Source organism: Chryseobacterium sp. C3 (genome assembly GCF_014218905.1).
Lineage (GTDB): Bacteria > Bacteroidota > Bacteroidia > Flavobacteriales > Weeksellaceae > Chryseobacterium > Chryseobacterium mucoviscidosis.
Genome location: NZ_JACLCU010000008.1, coordinates 71843 through 95601, shown reverse-complemented (window position 1 = coordinate 95601; position 23759 = coordinate 71843). Strand labels below are relative to the sequence as shown.

General features: G+C 36.5%; 38 protein-coding genes. 7 read left to right on the top strand and 31 right to left on the bottom strand.

All coding sequences use genetic code 11. From position 1 onward, the window contains the following. Nucleotide 1 precedes the first annotated feature (1 nt). Nucleotides 2–634 carry a response regulator gene (locus H6W53_RS17480; RefSeq protein ID WP_087707992.1) on the bottom strand — a complete coding sequence of 211 codons (633 nt, stop codon included), beginning with the start codon at nucleotides 632–634 and terminating at the stop codon, nucleotides 2–4. Nucleotides 635–816: 182 nt separating this feature from the next. Between H6W53_RS17480 and H6W53_RS17475 the strand changes: the two genes are divergently transcribed. Further along, entirely contained in the window at nucleotides 817–1236 is a 420-nt protein-coding gene (locus H6W53_RS17475) for a hypothetical protein (protein ID WP_185208607.1), read from the top strand. A 58-nt stretch (nucleotides 1237–1294) separates the two neighbouring features. Here the strand turns inward: H6W53_RS17475 and rplQ are convergent, their stop codons facing one another. The 30 genes from rplQ to H6W53_RS17325 all read right to left on the bottom strand — a co-directional run bounded on the left by rplQ (nucleotide 1295) and on the right by H6W53_RS17325 (nucleotide 17193). Beyond that, entirely contained in the window at nucleotides 1295–1819 is a 525-nt protein-coding gene (gene rplQ, locus H6W53_RS17470; RefSeq protein ID WP_076391872.1) for a 50S ribosomal protein L17, read from the bottom strand. Between the two features lie 6 nt (nucleotides 1820–1825). Beyond that, nucleotides 1826–2821 (bottom strand): DNA-directed RNA polymerase subunit alpha, encoded by a 996-nt coding sequence (locus tag H6W53_RS17465; RefSeq protein WP_185208605.1) that lies wholly within the window; start codon nucleotides 2819–2821, stop codon nucleotides 1826–1828. 33 nt (nucleotides 2822–2854) lie between these two features. After that, nucleotides 2855–3463 (bottom strand): 30S ribosomal protein S4, encoded by a 609-nt coding sequence (rpsD, locus tag H6W53_RS17460; RefSeq protein WP_029297746.1) that lies wholly within the window; start codon nucleotides 3461–3463, stop codon nucleotides 2855–2857. A gap of 97 nt (nucleotides 3464–3560) precedes the next feature. After that, nucleotides 3561–3950 (bottom strand): 30S ribosomal protein S11, encoded by a 390-nt coding sequence (gene rpsK / locus H6W53_RS17455; RefSeq protein WP_002983263.1) that lies wholly within the window; start codon nucleotides 3948–3950, stop codon nucleotides 3561–3563. A gap of 12 nt (nucleotides 3951–3962) precedes the next feature. After that, nucleotides 3963–4340, bottom strand: coding sequence for a 30S ribosomal protein S13 (rpsM, locus tag H6W53_RS17450; protein WP_076391870.1), 378 nt, complete (start codon nucleotides 4338–4340; stop codon nucleotides 3963–3965). Nucleotides 4341–4349: 9 nt separating this feature from the next. After that, nucleotides 4350–4466: a 50S ribosomal protein L36 gene (gene rpmJ / locus H6W53_RS17445; RefSeq protein WP_007839480.1), complete on the bottom strand. Its 117-nt coding sequence runs from the start codon at nucleotides 4464–4466 to the stop codon at nucleotides 4350–4352. 64 nt (nucleotides 4467–4530) lie between these two features. Beyond that, nucleotides 4531–4746: a translation initiation factor IF-1 gene (infA, locus tag H6W53_RS17440; protein ID WP_055861802.1), complete on the bottom strand. Its 216-nt coding sequence runs from the start codon at nucleotides 4744–4746 to the stop codon at nucleotides 4531–4533. 3 nt (nucleotides 4747–4749) lie between these two features. Further along, a complete protein-coding gene (gene secY / locus H6W53_RS17435) occupies nucleotides 4750–6129 on the bottom strand; it encodes a preprotein translocase subunit SecY (protein WP_072953559.1) in 1380 nt (459 codons plus the stop codon). 9 nt (nucleotides 6130–6138) lie between these two features. Next, nucleotides 6139–6588, bottom strand: a complete 450-nt coding sequence (rplO, locus tag H6W53_RS17430; protein WP_087707997.1) for a 50S ribosomal protein L15 — start codon at nucleotides 6586–6588, stop codon at nucleotides 6139–6141. A gap of 19 nt (nucleotides 6589–6607) precedes the next feature. Continuing rightward, nucleotides 6608–6784 carry a 50S ribosomal protein L30 gene (gene rpmD / locus H6W53_RS17425; RefSeq protein WP_007839493.1) on the bottom strand — a complete coding sequence of 59 codons (177 nt, stop codon included), beginning with the start codon at nucleotides 6782–6784 and terminating at the stop codon, nucleotides 6608–6610. Between the two features lie 11 nt (nucleotides 6785–6795). Next, a complete protein-coding gene (gene rpsE, locus H6W53_RS17420; protein ID WP_047401284.1) occupies nucleotides 6796–7317 on the bottom strand; it encodes a 30S ribosomal protein S5 in 522 nt (173 codons plus the stop codon). A gap of 19 nt (nucleotides 7318–7336) precedes the next feature. Then, complete coding sequence (gene rplR / locus H6W53_RS17415) at nucleotides 7337–7690, bottom strand: 50S ribosomal protein L18 (RefSeq protein ID WP_185208602.1); 354 nt, start codon at nucleotides 7688–7690, stop codon at nucleotides 7337–7339. A gap of 15 nt (nucleotides 7691–7705) precedes the next feature. Further along, nucleotides 7706–8251 carry a 50S ribosomal protein L6 gene (gene rplF / locus H6W53_RS17410; RefSeq protein WP_087707999.1) on the bottom strand — a complete coding sequence of 182 codons (546 nt, stop codon included), beginning with the start codon at nucleotides 8249–8251 and terminating at the stop codon, nucleotides 7706–7708. A gap of 17 nt (nucleotides 8252–8268) precedes the next feature. Then, nucleotides 8269–8667, bottom strand: coding sequence for a 30S ribosomal protein S8 (rpsH, locus tag H6W53_RS17405; protein ID WP_029297768.1), 399 nt, complete (start codon nucleotides 8665–8667; stop codon nucleotides 8269–8271). Nucleotides 8668–8813: 146 nt separating this feature from the next. Beyond that, nucleotides 8814–9083: a 30S ribosomal protein S14 gene (gene rpsN / locus H6W53_RS17400; protein WP_029297771.1), complete on the bottom strand. Its 270-nt coding sequence runs from the start codon at nucleotides 9081–9083 to the stop codon at nucleotides 8814–8816. A gap of 3 nt (nucleotides 9084–9086) precedes the next feature. Further along, nucleotides 9087–9638 carry a 50S ribosomal protein L5 gene (gene rplE / locus H6W53_RS17395; RefSeq protein ID WP_072883928.1) on the bottom strand — a complete coding sequence of 184 codons (552 nt, stop codon included), beginning with the start codon at nucleotides 9636–9638 and terminating at the stop codon, nucleotides 9087–9089. A gap of 13 nt (nucleotides 9639–9651) precedes the next feature. Next, entirely contained in the window at nucleotides 9652–9978 is a 327-nt protein-coding gene (gene rplX, locus H6W53_RS17390; protein WP_076391862.1) for a 50S ribosomal protein L24, read from the bottom strand. A 19-nt stretch (nucleotides 9979–9997) separates the two neighbouring features. Continuing rightward, nucleotides 9998–10366, bottom strand: coding sequence for a 50S ribosomal protein L14 (gene rplN / locus H6W53_RS17385; RefSeq protein ID WP_007839504.1), 369 nt, complete (start codon nucleotides 10364–10366; stop codon nucleotides 9998–10000). A 2-nt stretch (nucleotides 10367–10368) separates the two neighbouring features. Beyond that, complete coding sequence (rpsQ, locus tag H6W53_RS17380; RefSeq protein ID WP_029297775.1) at nucleotides 10369–10623, bottom strand: 30S ribosomal protein S17; 255 nt, start codon at nucleotides 10621–10623, stop codon at nucleotides 10369–10371. A gap of 12 nt (nucleotides 10624–10635) precedes the next feature. Then, nucleotides 10636–10821, bottom strand: a complete 186-nt coding sequence (gene rpmC, locus H6W53_RS17375) for a 50S ribosomal protein L29 (protein WP_027381309.1) — start codon at nucleotides 10819–10821, stop codon at nucleotides 10636–10638. A 12-nt stretch (nucleotides 10822–10833) separates the two neighbouring features. Continuing rightward, nucleotides 10834–11259 (bottom strand): 50S ribosomal protein L16, encoded by a 426-nt coding sequence (gene rplP, locus H6W53_RS17370; RefSeq protein WP_029297776.1) that lies wholly within the window; start codon nucleotides 11257–11259, stop codon nucleotides 10834–10836. Nucleotides 11260–11356: 97 nt separating this feature from the next. Next, nucleotides 11357–12109, bottom strand: coding sequence for a 30S ribosomal protein S3 (gene rpsC, locus H6W53_RS17365; RefSeq protein ID WP_087708000.1), 753 nt, complete (start codon nucleotides 12107–12109; stop codon nucleotides 11357–11359). Between the two features lie 8 nt (nucleotides 12110–12117). After that, nucleotides 12118–12516, bottom strand: a complete 399-nt coding sequence (gene rplV / locus H6W53_RS17360; RefSeq protein WP_050020604.1) for a 50S ribosomal protein L22 — start codon at nucleotides 12514–12516, stop codon at nucleotides 12118–12120. Nucleotides 12517–12518: 2 nt separating this feature from the next. Next, nucleotides 12519–12797: a 30S ribosomal protein S19 gene (rpsS, locus tag H6W53_RS17355; protein ID WP_002983209.1), complete on the bottom strand. Its 279-nt coding sequence runs from the start codon at nucleotides 12795–12797 to the stop codon at nucleotides 12519–12521. A gap of 2 nt (nucleotides 12798–12799) precedes the next feature. Further along, nucleotides 12800–13621: a 50S ribosomal protein L2 gene (gene rplB, locus H6W53_RS17350; RefSeq protein ID WP_027381305.1), complete on the bottom strand. Its 822-nt coding sequence runs from the start codon at nucleotides 13619–13621 to the stop codon at nucleotides 12800–12802. Nucleotides 13622–13642: 21 nt separating this feature from the next. Next, the gene (gene rplW / locus H6W53_RS17345) at nucleotides 13643–13933 is read right to left on the bottom strand and encodes a 50S ribosomal protein L23 (RefSeq protein WP_042720941.1); all 291 of its coding nucleotides are present in this window, start codon (nucleotides 13931–13933) and stop codon (nucleotides 13643–13645) included. Between the two features lie 3 nt (nucleotides 13934–13936). Further along, the gene (rplD, locus tag H6W53_RS17340) at nucleotides 13937–14566 is read right to left on the bottom strand and encodes a 50S ribosomal protein L4 (protein WP_076391856.1); all 630 of its coding nucleotides are present in this window, start codon (nucleotides 14564–14566) and stop codon (nucleotides 13937–13939) included. After that, the gene (rplC, locus tag H6W53_RS17335) at nucleotides 14557–15183 is read right to left on the bottom strand and encodes a 50S ribosomal protein L3 (RefSeq protein ID WP_076391854.1); all 627 of its coding nucleotides are present in this window, start codon (nucleotides 15181–15183) and stop codon (nucleotides 14557–14559) included. The genes rplD and rplC overlap by 10 nt, the downstream gene beginning before the upstream one ends. A gap of 296 nt (nucleotides 15184–15479) precedes the next feature. Beyond that, the gene (locus H6W53_RS17330) at nucleotides 15480–16286 is read right to left on the bottom strand and encodes a GLPGLI family protein (RefSeq protein WP_317169757.1); all 807 of its coding nucleotides are present in this window, start codon (nucleotides 16284–16286) and stop codon (nucleotides 15480–15482) included. 142 nt (nucleotides 16287–16428) lie between these two features. Further along, the gene (locus H6W53_RS17325; RefSeq protein WP_185208599.1) at nucleotides 16429–17193 is read right to left on the bottom strand and encodes a DeoR/GlpR family DNA-binding transcription regulator; all 765 of its coding nucleotides are present in this window, start codon (nucleotides 17191–17193) and stop codon (nucleotides 16429–16431) included. A 115-nt stretch (nucleotides 17194–17308) separates the two neighbouring features. Here H6W53_RS17325 and H6W53_RS17320 point away from each other — a divergent pair, with 115 nt between their 5' ends. From H6W53_RS17320 to H6W53_RS17295, 6 genes are all read left to right on the top strand, one after another. Continuing rightward, nucleotides 17309–18898, top strand: a complete 1590-nt coding sequence (locus tag H6W53_RS17320) for a glycerol-3-phosphate dehydrogenase/oxidase (protein ID WP_076391850.1) — start codon at nucleotides 17309–17311, stop codon at nucleotides 18896–18898. Between the two features lie 20 nt (nucleotides 18899–18918). Continuing rightward, the gene (gene glpK, locus H6W53_RS17315) at nucleotides 18919–20415 is read left to right on the top strand and encodes a glycerol kinase GlpK (protein WP_185208597.1); all 1497 of its coding nucleotides are present in this window, start codon (nucleotides 18919–18921) and stop codon (nucleotides 20413–20415) included. 17 nt (nucleotides 20416–20432) lie between these two features. Continuing rightward, a complete protein-coding gene (locus H6W53_RS17310) occupies nucleotides 20433–21164 on the top strand; it encodes an MIP/aquaporin family protein (RefSeq protein ID WP_185208595.1) in 732 nt (243 codons plus the stop codon). A gap of 14 nt (nucleotides 21165–21178) precedes the next feature. Continuing rightward, complete coding sequence (locus H6W53_RS17305) at nucleotides 21179–21979, top strand: hypothetical protein (protein WP_185208592.1); 801 nt, start codon at nucleotides 21179–21181, stop codon at nucleotides 21977–21979. A 279-nt stretch (nucleotides 21980–22258) separates the two neighbouring features. Then, nucleotides 22259–22672, top strand: a complete 414-nt coding sequence (locus tag H6W53_RS17300; RefSeq protein ID WP_185208590.1) for a hypothetical protein — start codon at nucleotides 22259–22261, stop codon at nucleotides 22670–22672. Then, nucleotides 22672–23649, top strand: a complete 978-nt coding sequence (locus H6W53_RS17295; protein ID WP_185208825.1) for a hypothetical protein — start codon at nucleotides 22672–22674, stop codon at nucleotides 23647–23649. Before H6W53_RS17300 ends, H6W53_RS17295 begins: the two co-directional genes overlap by 1 nt. Nucleotides 23650–23759 lie beyond the last annotated feature (110 nt).

Below are 23759 nucleotides of genomic sequence, written 5' to 3'. Positions count from 1 at the left end.
CTTAGTTTTTAAAATGGTTAAATTTATTAATAGCCTCCACTTTGTTGTTGACGTGGAGTTTTCTGTAAATGTTTCCGACATGTTTTTTAACGGTATCGATGCTGATGAATTTTTTATCGGCGATTTCTTTGTAGAGCAATCCCTGCGATAAAAGTTCAAGTACTTCTTTTTCCCTTTCCGTAAGTTCATCATACCCTTTTATTTCGGGGAGCTTTCTTTCGAAGTGGCTGAGAACTTTTCGGGCAATCGAGAAACTCATGGGAGCACCACCGTTGTAGACATCTCTTATTGAGGAAAGGATCTTATCCATGCTTTCCCCTTTTACAAGGTAGCCCATTGCGCCGGCTTTTAAGGAATTGAAGACTTTTTCATCATCTTCAAAACTGGTACACATGATAAACTGTGTTTGAGGCAATCCCTTCCTAAGCTTTTCGATAATTTCAATACCGAGCATATCCTGTAACTGAATATCCATCATTACCACATCCGGAGAAAGATCAGAAAGATTTTTTAAAGCTTCATTTCCATCAAAAAACTGCGCAACGACTTTCATGTCATCCTGATAATTGATGACTTTCTTCAACGCATTGTTGTAGTTTTTTTCGTCTTCTACTATGGCTATGGAAATGCTCATGTCGGTAATTTTGTTTAAGACAAATTTCAACAGAAAACAAAACAGAGTCAATTACCCTTTTGTGTAATTTTCAGAGTTTGAGTTCATGGCTTTTTGGTTTAGTTTTTGTTTTTATTAAATTTAGTAAAAATTATTTTACAAACGAAAATATTTAACAATCAATATATTAAAAAATTAAAATCATGAAAAATGTACTTTTCATCGCTATTTCAGCGATTTCTCTATCGTTATTAAGCTGTAAAAAAAGTGAAGAAGGGAATAAAAATGTTTTAAAAGCCTCCGATTCGGGAGCTATATTGGCAGATAACGGCAAAGTAGACTCTACGATAAGTTATGATACGGATATTAATGGCAAGAAAAGTATAAAAACAGATTATGTATACAAAGCCACCGACGGAAGCCTCGCAAAAGTGGTTTTTAATTATCCGGAAAAAACAATGAGTATAAGAAGCAATAATAAGACTTTCATCCTGAATAAAGTAGAATCCAACGGCAGTGAAACCGTCTACGAAAAAATGGATATGAAAGCTACTGTGAAAAAAGACAGTTTAATTCTGAATCAGGGAGACAATATCATCCAGCTTGTAAAAACCAAAATTTAAAACATAAAAAAAACCGCTCAGTAATCTGAACGGTTTTTCTTTTTATATCTGATGAATATTATTCTTCAGTTTTTTCTTCAGTAGAATCTGCAGCTTCAGCCGTTGGCTCAGCAGCTTTTTCTTCTACTACAGGAGCTTCAGCTACTACAGCTTCTTTCTTAGCTGTTGCAGATCTTCTGCTTCTTCTTGTTGCTTTTTTCTCTTCCGCATTTGGATTGTAAAGCTCGTTGAAGTCTACCAATTCGATAAGAGCAGTATCAGCAGCATCACCTGGTCTGAATCCTGTCTTGATGATTCTTGTATAACCACCGTTTCTCTCAGCGATTTTTGGAGCTACAGTTCTGAACAATTCAGCAACTGCTTCTTTATTTTGAAGATATGAAAAAACAATTCTTCTGTTGTGTGTAGTATCTTCTTTTGCTTTTGTTAATAGAGGCTCAACATATACTCTCAAAGCTTTAGCTTTAGCTACAGTAGTGTTGATTCTTTTATGCTCAATTAGAGAACAAGCCATATTAGAAAGCATAGCACTTCTGTGAGAAGCTGTTCTTCCTAAGTGATTGAATTTTTTACCGTGTCTCATTATTAATTATTTATCAGCGTCTAACTTATATTTTGCAACGTCGAAACCGAAGTTAAGACCTTTTGAATGCACTAATTCTTCTAGTTCTGTCAAAGATTTTTTACCAAAATTTCTGAATTTCATCAAATCAGACTTACTGTAAGAAACCAATTCTCCAAGAGTTTCCACTTCAGCCGCTTTCAGACAGTTAAGGGCTCTTACGGAAAGATCCATATCTGCTAATTTAGACTTAAGGAGTTGTCTTGTATGAAGAGTTTCCTCATCATATTGGATAGATGCTTTTACAGCTTCAGTTTCAAGCGTGATTCTCTCATCAGAGAACAGCATGAAGTGATAAATTAATATCTTAGAAGCTTCTGTTAAAGCATTCTGCGGACTGATAGATCCGTCAGTTTCTATATCTAATACAAGTTTTTCGTAGTCTGTTTTTTGCTCTACACGATAATTTTCAATGCTATACTGTACTTTCTTGATTGGCGTGAAAATAGAGTCAATCGCAATTGTACCTACAGGTGCATTGTTTGACTTATTTTGTTCAGAAGGAACATACCCTCTTCCTTTTTCTATATTGAAAGTAATTTCGAAAGTTACATCACTGTTCAGGTTGCAGATCACCAAATCCGGGTTTAATACCTCAAATCCGTTGACAGACTTACCTAAATCACCAGCAGTAATAATCGTTTGACCTGAAACTTTAGCAACAACCTGCTCATTCGATTGGTTTTCTGCCGTAGCTTTTAATCTTACCTGCTTAAGGTTAAGAATAATTTCGGTAACGTCTTCAATTACTCCTGGAATAGTTGAAAATTCGTGCTCTACACCTTCTATTTTGATAGATGAAATAGCATATCCTTCCAGAGAAGAAAGCAACACTCTTCTCAAAGCATTACCGATTGTAAGCCCGAAACCTGGTTCTAGTGGTCTGAATTCAAACTGACCTCTAAATTCATCAGAGTTAAGTAAAATTACTTTATCGGGTTTTATGAATTGTAAAATTGCCATATTATTGGGTTGAGCAAAAATTTGATTAAAAAATTATTTAGAGTAAAGTTCGACGATAAGCTGTTCCTTGATGTCTTCCGGAATTTGGATTCTCTCAGGAGCAGAAACGAAAGTACCTTCTTTCTTCTCATCGTTGAATTGTAACCACTCATAATTTGCTTTAGAAGCTAATGCGTTTGTAACTACTTCAAGAGACTTAGACTTTTCTCTTACAGCGATTACATCACCAGCTTTTAGCAAATAAGATGGAATATTTACCAGCTCTCCATTCACCGTAATGTGTCTGTGAGAAACCAATTGTCTTGCAGCAGATCTTGTTTTAGCAAAACCTAATCTGTACACTACGTTATCCAATCTAGATTCGCAAAGTTGTAATAGAACTTCACCTGTTACCCCTTTACTTCTGTGTGCTTTGTCGAATAGGTTAGCAAACTGTCTTTCTAAAATACCGTAAGTATATTTAGCTTTTTGCTTCTCAGCTAACTGAACTGCGTATTCAGATTTTTTAGCACCTCTTCTTTTGTTAGGACCGTGTTGTCCTGGCGGTTGGTTTTTTCTTTTCTCGAAGTTTTTGTCATCTCCGTAGATTGCAGCACCAAACTTTCTAGCAATCTTAGTTTTAGGTCCAATATATCTTGCCATTGTTTTAGATTTTAGATTCTAAATTTTAGATTTTAGATTTTAATAAATGTAATCAAAGACATTTAAAATTTAAAATTCAAAAATTTAAAATTTTAGATTATACTCTTCTTCTTTTTGGTGGTCTACATCCATTGTGCGGCATAGGAGTCACATCAATGATTTCGCTAACTTCAATTCCTGAATTGTGGATAGATCTGATTGCAGATTCTCTACCTGCACCCGGACCTTTCACAAACACCTTTACTCTTCTTAATCCAGCTTCGTGAGCTACAGCAGAGCAATTTTCAGCTGCCATCTGAGCAGCAAATGGAGTATTCTTTTTAGAACCTCTGAAACCCATTTTACCGGCAGAAGCCCAAGAGATAACCTCTCCGTTTTTATTTGTTAAAGAAATGATGATGTTATTGAAAGAAGCCTGAATATGAGCTTCACCAATAGCTTCAACTTTTACTTTTCTTTTCTTAACTACTTTAGTTTGTTTTGCCATAATTCCTAACGATTATTTACTAGCTTTTTTCTTGTTAGCAACAGTTTTTCTCTTTCCTTTACGGGTTCTAGAGTTGTTTTTCGTTCTCTGGCCTCTTAAAGGTAATCCAAGTCTGTGACGTATTCCTCGTTGGCATCCTATGTCCATTAATCTCTTAATGTTCAATTGCACTTCAGATCTTAATTCTCCTTCTACTTTTACGTTTTCAGAGATGTATGTTCTGATTGCAGCCAATTCATCGTCATTCCATTCGTTGACTTTCTTGTCTTCGCTGATACCGGCAGCTTTAAGGATTTCTGAAGCAGTGCTTCTTCCCACCCCGTAGATGTAAGTTAAACCGATAACGCCTCTTTTGTTTTTTGGTAAATCAATACCTGAAATTCTCGCCATAATTTAATTTTAGCCTTGTCTTTGTTTAAATTTTGGGTTCTTTTTGTTGATTACGAATAGTACACCTTTTCTGCGTACGATTTTGCAATCAGCGCTTCTTTTTTTAATTGATGCTCTTACTTTCATTTTGATAGTATTTATTTTTTAACAATAGCCAAATGGAACGGATGCTCCATTTGGCAGATTGTTTTTAATATCTAAATGTAATTCTCCCTTTTGTTAAATCGTAGGGAGACATTTCCAATTTCACCTTATCACCAGGTAAAAGTTTAATATAATGCATTCGCATTTTACCAGAAATATGAGCGATGAGTACATGCCCATTTTCAAGCTCTACACGGAACTGGGCGTTCGAAAGTGCTTCCGTAATAACGCCGTCTTGTTCAATATGTTTTTGTTTCGCCATAAATTAATATCCAGTCGTTCTTGATAATTTAGACTGCATTAAGCCATCATAGTGATGGTTCAGCAGATAAGTATTAATCTGTTGAACGGTATCTAAAATTACTCCCACCATAATCAATAGTGATGTTCCCCCGAAAAATAGGGCGAACGCATCTGTCTGAACAAAGGTTCCATGCACAATTGCCGGAAGGATTGCAAAGATAGACAAAAATATTGCACCTGGCAAGGTAATTTTTGATAAAATATCATCTAAATAATCAGCCGTCTCTTTTCCGGGTCTTACTTTCGGTACTAAACCTCCGTTTCTCTTCAAATCATCAGCCATCTGGTTCACCGGAATTGTAATTGCAGTATAGAAAAACGAGAAGATAATAATTAATAGCGCGAACAATACGTTGTACTGCCAGCTAAAAACATTCTTGAAACCTGCAAGAAAAGTATTGGACTCATCTACTTTCGTTAATAAACCCGGTACGAACATCAATGCCTGAGCAAAGATAATCGGCATTACACCAGCTGCATTCACTTTCAATGGAATCCACTGTCTCGCTCCCTGCATAAGATTTCTGTTTACACCTCCTCTTGCCTGAGCTCTGCTTACATACTGAATAGGGATTTTTCTAACAGCCACGGATAATACCACAGCTAAAAGAACAACTAACATCCAGAAAATTACTTCAATAAGGATCATGATAGATCCCATTCCACCTTTTCCGTTCTGCACTGCCATTTCCTGAACGAATGCTTCCGGTAATCTTGAAAGAATCCCCACCATAATAAGGATAGAGATACCATTCCCGATACCTTTGTCGGTGATTTTTTCACCTAACCACATTGCGAATACTGAACCTGCCACCAAAATAACAATACTTGGCAACCAGAACATAATAGAATTTGGCTCTACATAATATGCAGATGAGAACTGAGCATACGGTAAAAACAACTGAGTGATCGATGTTAAATAAGAAGGTGCCTGTACAAGACAAACTCCGATTGTTAACCATCTTGTGATCTGGTTCAATGTATTTCTACCAGACTCTCCATCTTTCTGAAGCTTCTGAAGATAAGGAATAGCCATTCCCATCAACTGAACAATAATAGAAGCAGAAATATAAGGCATGATACCTAACGCCATTACGGAAGCGTGGCTGAAAGCTCCCCCCGTAAACGACGAAAGCAAGCCAAGGAGACCTGCTCCTTGCTTGTTACCGCCTTGATTTTTATAATGCTCTAAGAGATCTCCTACTTCCGCAAGGTTAATTGCAGGTAATGAGATATAAGATGCGAATCTATACACAAGGATAATTCCTAAAGTAAAGAGAATTTTATCTCTAAGTTCTTTAAGACTCCAAATATTTTTGAGGGTTTGTATAAATTCTTTCATTAGTGATTATTATAAGGTAATTGCTTTTCCACCTGCTTTAGCGATAAGCTCTTCAGCAGATTTAGTGAACTTGTCAGCAGAGATTGAAACCGCAGATTTCAATTCTCCTCTACCCATAATTTTCACTAATTCGTTTTTAGTAATTAAACCATTCTCAATCATAACTTCTCTTGTAATATCTCCTGTGATAGATTTATTTTCAATTAAAGTCTGGATTGTATCAAGGTTAACTCCTCTAAACTCTTTTCTGTTTACGTTTTTGAATCCGAATTTCGGTAATCTTCTCTGTAAAGGCATCTGACCTCCTTCAAAACCGATCTTCTGAGAATAACCAGCTCTTGCTTTCTGTCCTTTGTGACCTTTAGTAGCAGTACCTCCTTTTCCGCTACCTTGTCCTCTACCAATTCTTTTTGAATTGAAAGTAGATCCTGCAGCTGGCTTTATGTTGTTTAAATTCATTTTAAAATTATTTTAAAAATTATTTTTGAACTTCAAGTAAGTGACTAACTGCAGCTATCATTCCTAAGATAGAAGGAGTAGCTTCGTGTTCTACAACTTGGTGAAGTTTCTTAAATCCTAATGCTTCAAGCGTTCTCTTTTGGGTTTTTGTTCTTCCAATAGCGCTTCTTACTTGCTTTACTTTGATTGTTGCCATTGTTTTATATATTAACCGTTAAACACTTTACTTAGAGAAACTCCTCTCATTCTAGCGATTTCTTCAGGTCTTCTGATGTCCAATAACGCTTTGAAAGTAGCTTTCACCACGTTGTGAGGGTTAGAAGATCCTTTAGATTTTGAAAGGATATCGTGAATACCAGCAGACTCCAATACCGCTCTTACCGCACCTCCGGCGATAAGACCTGTACCGTGAGAAGCAGGTCTTAAGAAGATATCTGCACCTCCGTATCTAGCAGTAGTCTGGTGAGGAATTGTGTGGTTCATTACAGGAACTTTCACAAGGTTTTTCTTAGCATCTTCCACTGCCTTAGCAATTGCAGAAGCAACCTCTTTAGATTTTCCTAATCCGTAACCGATAACTCCATCTTCGTTACCTACAACTACGATAGCAGAGAATCCGAAAGCTCTACCTCCTTTAGTTACTTTTGTTACTCTGTTAACAGCTACGAGACGATCTTTAAGTTCTAATCCTCCCGGTTTTACTCTTTCTATATTATCTAGTCCTAACATATTTTCCGAAATTTAATGATTAGAATTTAAGTCCACCTTCTCTCGCACCATCCGCTAGAGCTTTAATTCTCCCGTGATATACGAATCCGTTTCTATCAAATACAATATTTTCGATTCCTGCAGCGATAGCTTTAGCAGCAATAGCTTTACCTACAGCAGCAGAAACTTCAGTCTTAGTTCCGTTAGCGTCAACTCCTTTCTCTCTTGAAGAAGCACAAGCCAAAGTTTTTCCACTGTTATCGTCGATTAACTGAGCGTAAATTTCCTTATTACTTTTGTATACAGATAATCTTGGCAATTCAGAAGATCCGGAGATTTTTCCTCTTACTCTTCTTTTGATTCTTATTCTTTTTTCTAATTTACTTAATGCCATAATACTTATAATTTATTAAGCAGATTTACCAGCTTTACGTCTAACAATTTCTCCTACGAATCTTACCCCTTTACCTTTGTATGGTTCAGGCTTTCTGAAAGAACGGATCTTTGCAGCTACCATCCCTAGAAGTTGGTTGTCGTGAGACGTTAAAGTAATAATTGGGTTTTTACCTTTTTCAGTCAATGTATCTACTTTTACTTCGTTTGGAAGTTCAAGCACGATACCGTGAGAGAATCCTAAAGCTAACTCAAGTTTTTGACCTGCGTGAGAAGCTCTGTATCCTACCCCTACTAATTCCAGTTTCTTTTCGAAACCTGTGTTTACACCAACAATCATGTTGTTGATTAACGCTCTGTATAAACCGTGAAGCGCTTTGTGTTGTTTAGCATCAGATGGTCTGTTTACATTCAGTTCTCCATCTTTCTGTTCTATAGTAATTCCTGCTGTAAGTTCCTGAGAAAGTTCTCCTTTAGGACCTTTTACAGTTACCACACCATCTTTTTCAGTGATTGTAACTCCTGCTGGAACTGTTATAATTGCTTTACCAATTCTTGACATTTTCCTGTGATTAAAAATTAATAAACATAGCAGATTACTTCACCGCCTACTTTTTCTTCTCTAGCTTTCTTGTCAGTCATTACTCCTTTAGAAGTAGAGATGATAGAAATACCCAAACCGTTTAGTACTCTTGGAAGTTCAGTAGAACCTTTGTACTGTCTCAAACCTGGTCTAGAAGCTCTTTGGATAGACTTGATAGCTGGTTTGTTGGTTTGCTTATCGTACTTTAAAGCGATTTTAATCGTACCCTGAACAGCGCTATCTTCAAACTTGTAGTTTAAGATATACCCCTGATCGAATAAGATCTTAGTAATCTCCTTTTTGATTTTCGATGCAGGAATTTCCACCACTTTGTGGCCTGCGCTTTGTGCGTTCCTTACTCTTGTTAGGAAATCTGAAATTGGATCTGTTACCATTTTTCTTTTATAAATTATTGGTTAAAGAACAATCAGTATTGTAAGGACTTGAAGAGTAAAATATCAGACCTCAGAAATCTTGGTCTGATATTTTTATCTTTAGTATCCAGACAACTTAATTGTCCCGATTTTTTAATTAGTAATTATTACCAACTAGCTTTTTTAACTCCCGGGATAAGACCGTTGTTTGCCATTTCTCTGAAAGTTACTCTGGAAATACCGAACGTTCTCATGTATCCTCTTGGTCTACCTGTTAGTTTACATCTGTTGTGTAATCTTACAGGAGAAGCATTTTTAGGCAATTTTTGAAGTCCTTCGTAATCACCAGCTTCTTTAAGAGCCTGTCTTTTAGCAGCGTATTTAGCAACTAGTGCTTCTCTTTTGCGCTCACGCGCTTTCATTGATTCTTTAGCCATTTCTTAGTTCTTTTTAAATGGTAAACCGAAGTGAGTTAATAATGCTTTCGCTTCTTTATCTGTTTTCGCAGTAGTAACGAAAGTGATGTCCATCCCCTGGATTTTTTTCACTTTGTCGATTACGATCTCAGGGAAGATGATCTGCTCAGTGATCCCTAAGTTGTAGTTTCCTCTACCATCGAAACCATCAGCCTTGATTCCAGAGAAATCTCTGATTCTTGGCAAAGCAGAAGAAGTTAATCTGTCTAAGAACTCATACATTTTATTCGCTCTAAGAGTAACTTTAGCACCTACAGGCATTCCTTTTCTCAATTTGAAAGCAGCTTCGTCTTTCTTAGAGATCGTACCTACAGCCTTCTGACCAGTGATGTTCGTTAATTCTTCAACAGCATAATCGATGATTTTTTTGTCTGCTGTAGCATCTCCTAAACCTTGAGATAAAACAATTTTCTCTAATCTAGGTACCTGCATTACAGATTTGTATCCGAATTCTTCCATCATTGCAGGAACAATCGTTTCTTTATATGCTTTTTTGGGTCTTGCTATATATTCCATGTGTTATTTAAAATTATAAAGTTTCACCCGTTTTTTTGTTGATTCTTACTTTCTTATCTCCTTCGATTTTGTAACCTACTTTGATAGCTTTTCCGTCTTTTCCAACTAAAGCTACGTTTGAGATATGAATAGAAGCTTCTCTTTCAACGATTCCTCCTTGAGGATTTGAAGCTGAAGGCTTAACGTGTTTTTTAACGATATTAAGTCCTGCAACTACTACTCTTGGGTCTCTTCCTTCTTTTTTGATCACTTCAATAACTTCACCTGTACCACCTTTAAGACCTTTCTTACCTGTAGTTACGATTACGTTATCTCCTCTTTTTATTTTTAACTTTGACATTTTTTTACAATTTTAAATATTAAAGTACTTCAGGAGCTAATGAAATGATTTTCATATATTCTTTGTCTCTCAACTCACGAGCAACCGGTCCGAAAACACGAGTTCCTCTCATTTCTCCCGCTGCGTTTAGCAATACACAAGCATTGTCTTCGAATTTGATGTATGAACCATCTTTTCTTCTTACTGCTTTTTTAGTTCTTACTACTACAGCTTTAGATACCTGACCTTTCTTAGCGTTTCCTGATGGTGTAGAATCTTTGATAGTAACAACGATTTTATCACCAACTGAAGCATATCTTCTTCTGGTTCCTCCCAGAACTCTGATAACCAATACTTCTTTAGCACCTGTGTTATCAGCAACTTTTAATCTTGATTCTGTTTGTAACATTATTACTTAGCTTTTTCAATGATTCTTACTAATCTCCATCTCTTGTTCTTGCTCAAAGGTCTAGTTTCTTGGATTAAAACTGTATCTCCTTCTGCGCATTCGTTGTTCTCGTCGTGTGCAGTATATTTTTTCGTTTTTAATACGAATTTACCGTACATCGGGTGCTTTACTCTCGTAGTTTCACTAACAACAATAGTTTTTTCCATTTTATTGCTGGAAACCACTCCGATTCTTTCTTTTCTTAAATTTCTATCCATTTTAAAATGAAATTATTGTTTGTTAGTTAACTCAGTGTTTAGTCTAGCGATTGTTTTTCTCAAATCTCTGATTTGGATCGGGTTTTCAATTGGGCTGATCGCATGAGCCAATTTCAATTTAGAATATTGAGCTTTTGCTTCAGTTAATTGAGCTTGAATATCACCCGCGCTTAAATTTTTAATATCAGCTTTTTTCATTGTATTCAAAGATTAAAGAGGTTTAACAAAATCGTTAGCAACGATGAATTTAGTAACTACTGGTAATTTTTGTGCAGCAAGTCTTAAAGCTTCCTTAGCGATATCGTAAGGTACACCTCCGATTTCGAACATAATTTTACCTGGTTTTACTACAGCTACCCAATATTCCACAGCACCTTTACCTTTACCCATACGTACTTCCGCAGGTTTTTTAGTAATTGGCTTATCCGGGAAAATTTTAATCCATAGTTGTCCCTCTCTCTTCATATATCTTGTCGCAGCGATACGAGCAGCTTCAATTTGTCTTGCAGTGATCCAAGCACCTTCTGTCGCCTTGATTCCGAAAGTTCCATAAGCAAGTTGACTACCTCTCTGGGCATTCCCCTTCATTTTCATCTTATGAACTCTACGGAACTTGGTTCTTTTTGGTTGTAACATAATTTCTAAATTTTAGATTTTAGATTTTAGATTTTAGATTTTTTTTATTTTAAAAAAGTAACGGTAATTTAAAATTCAAAATTTCTAATCTAAAATTTTAATTATTATTGTTATTGTTGTTGTTTTTTCTAGGTCTTCTGTTGTCTCTGTCTCCTCCTCTGTTATCTCTTCTGTCTGACTGACCTCCTTTTTTCTGTTGTCCCACTAATGGAGAAAGTTCTCTTTTACCGTAAACTTCACCTTTCATGATCCAAACTTTTACTCCTAGTTTTCCGTACTGAGTAAGTGCTTCACCGATATGGTAATCGATATCTGCTCTGAAAGTAGACAATGGAATTCTTCCTTCTTTGAAAGATTCTGATCTTGCCATTTCAGCTCCGTTCAATCTACCAGAGATCTGAACTTTGATACCTTCTGCACCCATTCTCATTGTACCTGCCATCGCCATTTTAACAGCTCTTCTGTAAGAGATTCTGTTTTCAATCTGCTTAGCAATGCTGTCTGCAACTAATACTGCATCAAGCTCTGGTCTTTTGATTTCGAAGATGTTGATCTGAATATCCTTTTTAGTCAATTTTTTCAACTCTTCTTTCAGTTTATCAACTTCCTGACCTCCTTTACCGATGATAAGTCCCGGTCTAGCAGTAGTAATTGTAACTGTTACTAATTTTAATGTTCTTTCAATATAAATTCTTGAAATCCCACCTTTAGATAATCTAGCTTCAAGGTATCTTCTGATTTTGTAGTCTTCCGCGATTCTGTCTCCATAATCGTTTCCGCCAAACCAGTTAGAATCCCATCCTCTGATGATACCTAATCTGTTACCAATTGGATTTGTCTTCTGTCCCATACCTTGATTTAGTTTTCTTTATTACCTAAGATTAATGTAACGTGGTTAGATCTTTTTCTGATTCTGTACCCTCTACCTTGCGGAGCTGGTCTTAGTCTCTTCAATTGTCTTGCACTATCCACGAATATTTCTTTAACTATAAGGTTTGCTTCCTCAATGTCAGCCCCTTCGTTTTTCACTTGCCAGTTAGCAATTGCAGAAAGAAGTAATTTTTCTAATTTGTTAGAAGCTTCTTTCTTAGAATATTTAAGGATATAAAGAGCTTTATCTACTTGCTCTCCTCTAATGATATCAGCAACTAATCTCATTTTTCTCGGAGAAGATGGGCAGTTATTTAATGAAGCTTTTACAACGTCTTTGTTAGCTTCTTTTCTTGCGATTGCGCTATCTTGTTTTCTTGATCCCATGATTATCTGCTTCCTTTGTTTTTGTTACCACCATGACCTCTGAAAGATCTTGTTGGAGAAAATTCGCCTAACTTGTGACCAACCATGTTTTCTGTAACATAAACAGGGATAAAAGATTTCCCGTTGTGTACAGCAATAGTTTGTCCTACGAAGTCCGGAGAGATCATAGATGCTCTAGACCAAGTTTTGATAACTGTCTTCTTACCAGACTCTATATTTGCCTGAACCTTCTTATCTAAAGTATGATGAATGAACGGTCCTTTCTTAAGTGATCTTGCCATAATTATTTTCTTTTAGATACGATGTAACGGTTAGACACTTTGTTTTTCTTTCTAGTTTTGTAACCTTTAGCCGGTTTACCGTTTCTAGATCTTGGGTGACCTCCAGAAGAACGTCCTTCACCACCTCCCATTGGGTGATCTACAGGGTTCATTACTACCGCTCTTGTTCTTGGTCTTCTACCTAACCATCTGCTTCTACCAGCTTTACCTGATACAGTTAATTGGTGATCAGAGTTGGAAACAGATCCAATCATTGCCATACATTCAGTAAGGATCATTCTGGATTCTCCTGAAGGTAGTTTAATGATTGCATATTTCCCGTCTCTTGAAGTTAATTGCGCTGAAGAACCAGCACTTCTTGCTAAAATAGCACCTTGACCAGGCTTCATTTCAACACAAGAAATTACAGTACCCAATGGAATGTTTTTCAATTTCATTGCGTTACCTACATTTGGTTCTACGCTTTCACCTGAAACTACTTTTTGGTCTACTTTGATACCGTTTGGAGCGATGATATATCTCTTCTCTCCGTCTGCGTACTCTAATAAAGCGATAAATGCAGTTCTGTTTGGATCGTATTCTACAGATTTTACAGTTGCTTCAACGTTTGCTTTGTTTCTTTTGAAGTCAATAATTCTGTATTTCTTTTTGTGTCCACCTCCGGTGTAACGCATGGTCATTTTACCTGTTTGGTTACGTCCACCTGACTTTTTAATACCAACTGTTAGAGATTTCTCTGGTTTGTTAGTAGTAATTTCCTCAAAATTGTTTACAATTCTGAATCTCTGTCCCGGGGTGATAGGTTTTAATTTTCTAACAGACATTACTATTATTTATAATTATAATTAATTTACAGCAAAAATATCGATAACCTCACCTTCAGCAAGTTTGATTACCGCTTTTTTCAATTTGTTTGTCTTTCCTACTTGAAGACCTTTTTTAGTGTATTTCGAAGAAACCTTCGGAGCATAAATCATTGTATTAACGTCTGCTACTTTTACACCATAAGCCGCTTCTACAGCTTTCTTAATCTGGATTTTATTCGCCTTAGTATCTACCAAGAAAGAATAAGAACCTCTTAAATCTGTAAGGTAATTAGCCTTTTCTGAGATAACTGGTTTAATGATAATAGACATGATTTATTTCTTTAAATTTTCCTGGAATTTTTCTACTGCACCTTCGAAGAATACGATCTCACCTGCGTTTACTAAATCGTAAGAACTCACTTCGTTGAAGTTCATTACTTTAGTCTTAGGTAAGTTTCTTGAAGATAAATACACATTCTTGTTAGCTTCAGGAAGAATGAACAAAGATTTTTTACCGTTTAATGTTAATGCATCTAATAAAGTAATGAAATCTTTAGTCTTAGGAGCTTCGAAGCTCATATCTTCTAAAACTTTAATGCTGTTGTCTCTCATTTTCTGAGATAAAACAGATTTTTTTGCTAATCTCTTAAGAGCTTTGTTCAATTTGAATCTGTAGTCTCTTGGTTTTGGACCGAATACTCTACCTCCACCTCTGAAAGTTGGAGATTTAATATCACCATATCTAGCAGAACCAGATCCTTTTTGCTTCTTAAGTTTTTTAGTAGAAGCTGTGATTTCGCTTCTTTCTTTTGCTTTATGAGTTCCTTGTCTTTGTGCTGCAAGGTACTGTTTAACTTCTAAGTAAACCGCGTGCTGATTTGGCTCAATTCCGAATACTGTTTCGTCTAGAGTTACTTTTCTTCCGGTCTCTTTTCCTGATGTATTTAATACTACTAGTTCCATTTTCTGATAATTACATAAGAATTTTTAGCTCCCGGAACAGCACCTTTTACTACTAAAAGATTTTGTTCTTGATCCACTTTTAATACCTGAAGGTTTTGTACAGTTACCTGCTTACCTCCCATTCTTCCAGCCATTCTCATCCCTTTGAATACTCTTGAAGGGTCAGATCCTGCACCGATAGAACCTGGAGCTCTAAGTCTGTTGTGCTGACCATGAGTTGCCTGCATTACACCTCCAAATCCGTGTCTTTTAACAACACCCTGGAAGCCTTTACCTTTTGAAGTACCTGTTACGTCTACGAATTCTCCTTCGTTGAACAAGTCTACCTTTACTTCTTCTCCTACTTTTACTTCATCAACGAATTCTCTGTAGAATTCTACCAATTTAGCTTTAGGAGCAGAACCAGCCTTTTTGAAATGACCAGCTAACGCTTTACCAACGTTCTTCTCACTCTTGTCATCGAAACCTAATTGAACTGACTTATAACCGTCTTTTTCAATGGTTCTGACCTGTAAAACCGAGCATGGACCAGCCTGAATAACTGTACAAGGAATATTTTTCCCTGCTTCGTCAAACAAAGAAGTCATACCGATTTTTTTACCAATAATACCTGACATTGTTTATGTTATAATAAAATTTATCCTTTATTTATCATCATTTTTGGAGGTCTGAAGTAATTTCTACTTTTGAATATAGGCATACTACGCCCCTAAAATGAGTGTGCAAATTTATGAATATTTTTATAACTGACAAATATTTTCAGTAAAATATTTTGATTTTTAATCATTTACAGAAAAATCTTAAGATCACGAGTTTTTAAATGATGTCAAAATTATTCACTTTACAGACTTTTTTTGCAAAAACGAAAGAAATAGCCATAAGAAGGAAATGGTGTGACTTAATCACTGAATAATTAAGGAGCCAGTTCAATCGGATTATTTTTCTTTTTAATCCTATCCTTTATTTGTCGCTCTGTTCCTGAATCGAAACTAAAACCTCCTTTAGCAATTTCAGAGACGAAATTTTCATGAAAATTTTTAAATGCTTTATAAAATTCAGATTTCTTTACCGTTTTTCCTTTAACTCTCTTTTTGAAAATCCACATCTTAGGCTTTTCTGAAAAGGTTTTATAGCTCACAAGCTCGAATGTATATTGTTTTTTAGAATCCTCAATCTCCACAATCAGCCCCGGAAGACCATAAAATTTATAAGAACCATCAGAAACCGGAATTTCGTTCGTGAACCACGCTTTATAATCACGTCCCGCATACGTAACCAACGCAGCCTGACATTTTAAATTTCCTATTTCTTTTGTTTCACCGGTAATCTTCCAGTTAAAATCAGGCTTTTCTTCGTAAATAAAATTGTCCTTAATAATATAATCATAATAAGAAATATTGTTTTTTTCAAAGTTTTTAATGACTCGAAAAGTAAAGTTGGTTTTAGGTAAACTTTTAGGATCAAGACCAAAAGCAAAACGGTTTGCTCCACCAGCTAAAGAATCTCTGTTATATGAAGTTACTCCCATAAACTGAGATTTCTCTTTTCCCCTCTCCAAAATAAAATACTCTTCATTAGAACTGGATTTATCCAGAGAATCAATCTGATATTTCAAAAGATATACATATCTGGATTCAACATCATCAATATTTACCTTTTCCTGAGCGGAAAAATTAACAAGCGCAAAAAAGAATAAAAAAGTAAAAAAATGTAATTTTATAAGACATCTTATTTATATTTTATGATTGGAGACTGCATATGCGTTCTTAAAAATATAAATAAACATTCTATAATCAAAATTAATTGCGAATAATATAGAAAAACAAGACAATAATAATTTGAATTAAAAAATTACGCCGTATTTATTTAACAATAACACTCACGCCAATTTCTTCAAGCTTATTTTTATCCTCCTCTAAAATATCACCGTCTGTGATCAGAAAGTCAATTTTATCCAGATCTGCGATTTTTCCGAAACCTTTTTTATTCAGTTTGGAAGAATCTGCCAGAATCACTACTTTATCCGAACATTCAATCATCAGTTGATTAAGATGAGCCTCCGCAGCATTCGAAGTACTGATCCCGAAATCCATATCAATTCCGTCTACTCCCAGAAATAATTTATTGCACGAGAAATGTTTCAGAATCGTCTCAGAGATGGAACCTACAATGGAAGTCGAACTTTTTCTCACCTCTCCTCCCAATTGTATAATATTAATATTCGGATTATTGCAAAGCTCGATCGCAACCCGTAAAGAAGATGTGAGAACCGTCAACGGGCCAAAATTAACCAGCATACGCGCAAGATAATGCATCGTGGTTCCTGAAGCCAGAATAATACAGTCGTTCTCCTGAATCAGAGAAAGCGCACCTTTCGCAATATTCTGCTTAGCCTCTACATTGATATTTTCCTTTTCATCTACATTTTTTTCGTATGCATACCTCACCTGCTTACTTGCTCCTCCGTGATTCCGGAACAACAATCCCAGACTTTCAAGATAATTCAGATCCTTTCGGATCGTAACCGACGAAACATTGAATTTCTCACAAAGATCCTGAACCAGAATATGATCTTTTTCGTCTAATTCCTTTAAAATATCATTATGCCTTGGAAGCAATTTCTCCATTACGTTTCGTTTTCTCAAAAATACCATTTTTATTTTGATTCGAAAAATTTCATTTATTTTCTTTTTGGTTTCGTTTTTAATTTATAACTTTGAAAACGAAACATAACGAAATATTATGAAACGAAACGAAGAACTCAGCAAATTATCCACCGTTAAAGAATGGGACTTTATCATCATTGGCGGAGGAGCGAGTGGATTAGGTTCGGCACTGGACGCAACGAGCAGAGGATTTAAAACGTTACTGTTAGAATCTCACGATTTTGCAAAAGCAACTTCCAGCAGAAGTACAAAACTGGTACACGGCGGCGTAAGATATTTAGCACAGGGAGATATCGGTTTGGTAAAAGAAGCTTTAAAAGAAAGAGGTTTACTGGCAAAAAATGCAGCACACGTTGTAAAAAACCAGTCTTTTATTATTCCAAATTACACTTGGTGGGAAGGAATTTATTATAAAATAGGACTTTCGGTTTACGATTTTCTTGCCGGAAAATTAAGTTTGGGTAGAACGAAATACATCAGCAAATCAAAGACCGTAGAGAAACTTCCGACCATCGAACAAAAAGGTTTGGCAAGCGGAGTGGTTTATCAGGACGGGCAGTTTGACGATGCAAGACTGGCGATCAACTTAACACAGACCATTATCGAAAAAGGCGGAACAGCGGTTAATTACGTTAAAGTGATTAATCTGATGAAAAATGATTCCAATAAGATCATCGGTGTTGTTGCAGAAGATCAGTTTACAAAACAGCAATTCGAAATCAAAGCGAAAGTAGTCATCAATGCAACCGGAGTTTTCACGAATGATATTTTAAATATGAATAACCCGAAACACGGAAAATTCGTCGTTCCAAGTCAGGGAATTCATTTGGTTCTGGATAAATCGTTTCTGAAAAGCGATGATGCCATCATGATTCCTAAAACTTCGGACGGAAGGGTTTTATTTGTCGTTCCTTGGCACGACAGAGCTTTGGTAGGAACAACAGATACTTTACTGGAAAACGAAAGTTTTGAGCCAAGAGCTTTGGAAGATGAAATTAAATTTGTCCTGAATACCGCAAGACAATATTTAGCGAAAAAGCCAACCCGAGAAGACGTAAAATCTGTTTTCGCAGGACTCAGACCTCTCGCAGCTCCGAAAGACGGCAGCAAAAGCACAAAAGAAGTTTCCAGAAGTCATAAAGTCGTTACCTCAGACACTGGACTCATCTCGATTATCGGAGGAAAATGGACGACCTACCGTAAAATGGCGGAAGACACGATTGATGAAGCCATGAAAGTTCATAACCTCGGAATAACCACTTCCAAAACAGAACACCTTTCGATACATGGAAATGTGAAACCCGAAACGGTGGACAGAACGAATCATTTATATGTTTACGGAGCCGATATTCCGGAAATAAAAAAACTACAGCAGAACAATCCTGAATTGTCAGAAAAAATACATCCTGATCATCCCTTCACTATGGCAGAAGCAGTCTGGGCAATACGAAGCGAAATGGCACAAACCATTGAGGATATTTTAGCACGAAGAGTACGGCTTTTATTTTTAGATGCAAGAGCGGCAATCGACAGCGCGCACAAGATTGCACAGATTATTGCAAAAGAAAACGGACATTCTGCGGAATGGGCAGATGAACAGGAAAGAGAATTTATCGAATTGGCGAAAGGATATTTACTGACTCCTTATTCTCCAAGATCCATTTAACCTTAATTTACGATTACAGCATGAGTGAAAAGTTGATTCTCGCTCTGGACCAAGGTACGACTTCGTCGAGAGCCATTTTATTCAATCACAGCGGAGAAATTGAATTTGTTTCTCAGAAAAGTTTTGAACAGATCTTTCCTACACCGGGTTGGGTAGAACACGATCCCAATGAAATCTGGTCTTCTCAGGTTTCCGTAGCAGCAGAAGTTATTGCCAAAGCCGGAATTTCCGGAAGAGAAGTTGCAGCCATCGGAATTACCAATCAGCGAGAAACCACCGTTGTATGGGATAAAGAAACCGGAGAACCTGTGTATAATGCCGTTGTATGGCAGGACAGAAGAACGTCCAAATATTGTGACGAATTAAAAGAACAGGGTCATGCTGAGAAAATTAAAGAAAAAACAGGTCTTGTACTGGATGCTTATTTTTCAGCAACAAAACTGAAATGGATTTTAGACAATGTAGAAGGCGCAAGAGAAAAAGCAGAAGCCGGAAAATTATGTTTCGGAACAGTAGACACTTTCCTTGTCTGGAAACTTACGCGCGGAAAAATGTTCATCACCGATGTTTCGAATGCAAGCAGAACTATGCTTTTGAATATTCATACTTTAGAATGGGACGAGGATTTACTGGAACTTTTCAACATTCCAAGAGCGATTTTACCGGAAGTAAAACAAAGCAGTGAAATCTACGGAGAAACAGCTACTACATTATTCTCCACAAAAATTCCGATTGCAGGAATTGCGGGAGATCAGCAGGCTGCATTATTCGGACAGATGTGTACGACTCCGGGAATGGTAAAAAACACCTACGGAACAGGCTGCTTTCTTTTAATGAATACAGGAACAGAAGCTGTTTTATCTAAAAACAATTTACTGACGACTGTTGCATGGAAAATTAATGGCGAAGTGAATTATGCTCTGGAAGGAAGCGTTTTTGTGGGCGGTGCAGCCATTCAATGGTTAAGAGACGGTTTAAAATTAATCCGTTCCGCAGAGGAAGTAAATACTTTGGCACAATCGGTTGAGGATAATGGCGGGGTGTACTTTGTTCCTGCATTAACGGGTTTAGGCGCTCCCCATTGGGATCAGTATGCCCGCGGAAATATCGTTGGCGTAACCCGCGGAACTACGAACGGACATATCGCAAGAGCGACTTTGGAAGGTATTGCTTTTCAGGTGTATGATATTGTAAAAGCAATGGAAGCTGATTCCGGAACGGAAAGTTTAGAATTAAGAGTAGATGGCGGAGCTTCTGCAAGTGATTTGCTGATGCAGATACAATCAGATTTATTCGGATTTAAGATTACAAGACCAAAAACGCTGGAAACAACCGCTTTGGGAGCGGCTTATCTTGCCGGACTTGCGGTCGGATACTGGAAAAACATTGATGAAATACAGTCTCAATGGATCATTGATAAAGATTTTCACCCGCAACTGGAAAAGGAAAAAGTGGAAAAAATGGTAAAAACGTGGACAAAAGCGGTACAGCGTTCTCAAAACTGGATCGAAGATTAACCTTTTAAAATAAAACTATGACTCCATTTACAGCAGAAATAATCGGCACAATGCTGATGATCCTTTTAGGAAACGGCGTAGTAGCCAATGTTGTTTTGAAAGGCACAAAAGGAAACAGCTCCGGCTGGATCGTTATTACCACCGCCTGGGCTTTGGCAGTTTTTGTGGGTGTAACCGTTGCAGGTCCCGTAAGCGGCGCGCACCTGAATCCCGCAGTGACTTTAGGATTGGCTTTTGCAGGAAAATTTTCATGGGATCTGGTTCCCACCTATATTGCCGGAGAAGTGATCGGGGCAATGTTGGGTGCATCTTTGGTTTGGATTTTCAATAAAGATCATTTTGCCATTACGGAAGACGAAGGGGCAAAACTTGCATGTTTCAGTACAGGACCTGCCATCAGAAAGCCTGTTTCCAATTTAATCAGCGAAATGATCGGGACTTTCGTTTTGGTGTTTGTGATTTTTCATTTCGCAGATCCAAGCATGACTTTAAATAATGATCCGACAGCAAAAATAGGATTAGGAAGTGTAGGAGCTTTACCGGTAACTTTATTGGTCTGGGCAATCGGTCTTTCTTTAGGAGGAACTACAGGCTACGCCATTAATCCGGCAAGAGATCTCGGACCAAGAATTATGCATGCTCTTCTTCCGGTAAAAGGAAGCAGCGATTGGGGTTATGCATGGATTCCCATTGCAGGACCAATCATCGGAGCTGCCCTTGCTGCGTTACTTCACGGAATTCTGAGCTAACAACACTTTACTTTATGAAAAAACTAATCTATTTATGCCTGATTTTATCAGGTACAGGAACTCTTTTTGCCCAGGAAAACACAGAAACAAAGGAAGAAAGCAGACTGGATTTTACCGCAAACATTCAGAATAACCATCTTTGGAGAGGTTTAATTATTACCGATAAGCCGGTTGTGATGGGAAATCTTTCTTATGCTCTGGATAAAGATAAAAAATGGAAAGTCGGAATTTGGGGCGCATCTGCTTTAGCGGACGATAAAGACAATACACATTATAAAGAAATCAATTATTATGTACAGTTTTCCAGTGGAAGATTTTACATTGGATTGTGGGATTTATTTAATTCAAGAAATATAAACACTGCGGTGGCTTCGGAAGATATTTTTAATTATTCCAACAGGAGAACAGCGCATATTATTGATTTAAGAACCAATTATACATTTGGAGCTTCTTTTCCTTTAAATATTGAAGCAGACATTATGCTGTATGGAGGAGCTAATGCAGGAGAAGTGGTTCTGGAATCTGACGGAACATATAAAAAGAATAAATACTCAACATACGTTCAGGCGAGTTATCCTGTTATTAAAGATAAAAAAGTAAATCTTGACGCATTTGTTGGAGCCGGATTTGCGTTAAATGACAAAAGATTTCTTTACGGAAACGGAGAAAACAGTTTTGATATTGTAAATGTAGGCGTGAAGGCTAGTAAGACCGTAAAAATTACCAATCATTACAGCCTGCCTGTTTCCATGATGGCAATGTGGAATCCTTCCAATAAGTTCGCAAGAATTCAATTAGCTGCAACGGTATTTTAAAAATTAATTGTTAGTGATGCACAGACCATCTCTTTTTGAGGTGGTTTTTTGCTTTTGTTAAAAAACTTTGTTTTTCGAAAATAAGTGAAATGCCTTTGTTTATCTAAATCTACGGTGTTAATAATTTGAATTTTCTTTGTCTTTCTTTGCGTTTAGTTTCATCGCTAAGTTAAACAAAGAGTTAAATTAAACTTTACAAAATCTTGTATAAAAGTAATTACCGTGATTTTACGGTGTAATTTTTGATAGGATATTTTTAATTTTGGGAAAAATTCACTTGTGAAAAAACTTTTATTTCTACTCACACTTCTTTTAGGCTTCCTGTCATTTGCACAGTCCAAAGCTCCTTTTTCAGGGAAAAAAGATTTCAATATAGAAGATGGAACAAATGGCTCCGGAACACCAAGCTATTATATCAACATAAAAGATAACGGCGATGTCTATTTCGGTTTTGTACAGATCAATCAGGCAGACGGAACAGAAACCAAAGAAGAAATCAATGCCGGAAAATATGATCCGAAAGTGATGAAAGTTTATTTTAAAACCTATAATGAAACATTTTACGTGAAATTTGATAAAGAAAAAATTTATCTGACCGATGAAAACGGAAAAGTAAAAAAGTCAGACGACTGCTGTCCCGTTTCTGAAATGGAAAAAACAAATTGCGAATGCTCAGGAATCTTATACCAATGATGAAAGTCTCTCAACTTCTGTTAATTTTATTTCTCGCCGTTTCCTGTGGTAAAAAACAGTCTCATCCATATACTTTTTATTACTGGAAAACCCGTTTGGCTTTAGACAAAACAGAGAAAGACGTTTTACAAAAAGCAACCGATCCTTATTTATATACGCGTTTTTTTGATGTTGATAAATTGGACGGGAAGTTTCAGCCTGTCGGAGTTATTACAAAAGATCAGAGTTTCAGCACCGACAAAAATATTGTTCCGACGATTTTTATTACAAACCGTGCGTTTATCAACATCACCAATGAGGAAATACAGTTTCTTGCAGCAAGCATTCATGATTTAATTACAAAGAAGACTTCAGAATATCAGTTGAAGACCGGCAATCAAATACAAATTGACTGCGACTGGACTGCAGGAACCCGTGATGATTATTTTAAATTTCTGAAAAAATTAAAGGAAGTTTCTAAAAAATCGGTAACCTGTACACTTCGTCTTCATCAGGTAAAAGATAAAAATATCATGGGAATTCCACCGGTTGAGCAGGTTTTTCTCATGTGCTACTCCACTTCTTCACCGCTGGAAAATTCCGATAAAAATTCAATTCTTGATGTTAATACTCTGAAAAATTATCTTTCCAAACTGGAAGATTATCCTGTTAAAAAGATTGAGGTTGCCTTACCAATTTATTCGTGGGGAATTGTCACCAATCATTTGGGAAAACATAAACTGATTAATGCTTTATCTGAAAAGGATCTTAAAAACCCCGATTTCAAGCGAATATCCGACACAGAAATTGAAATACAGAAGGACGGATTTTATTTCGGAAGTTATCTTAACAAAGGTTTCAGAATTAAAATTGAAGAGATTTCAGATGAGCAGCTTCAGGAAGTTATCCGTTTTCTGGAGAAAAAAATAACCAACTTTACTATGATTTATTATCAGCTAGACAGTAAATTTGTTACAGGTCAGAACTTTAGCTTGTAAATTCAATTAAAATTCTGCGTAAATTGCATTATGCTTAAAAAGATAACTCTTACAGATTTTTAAACGAAACGGCGTAAGATTTATTTCAACTAAACATACATTCATTAAAA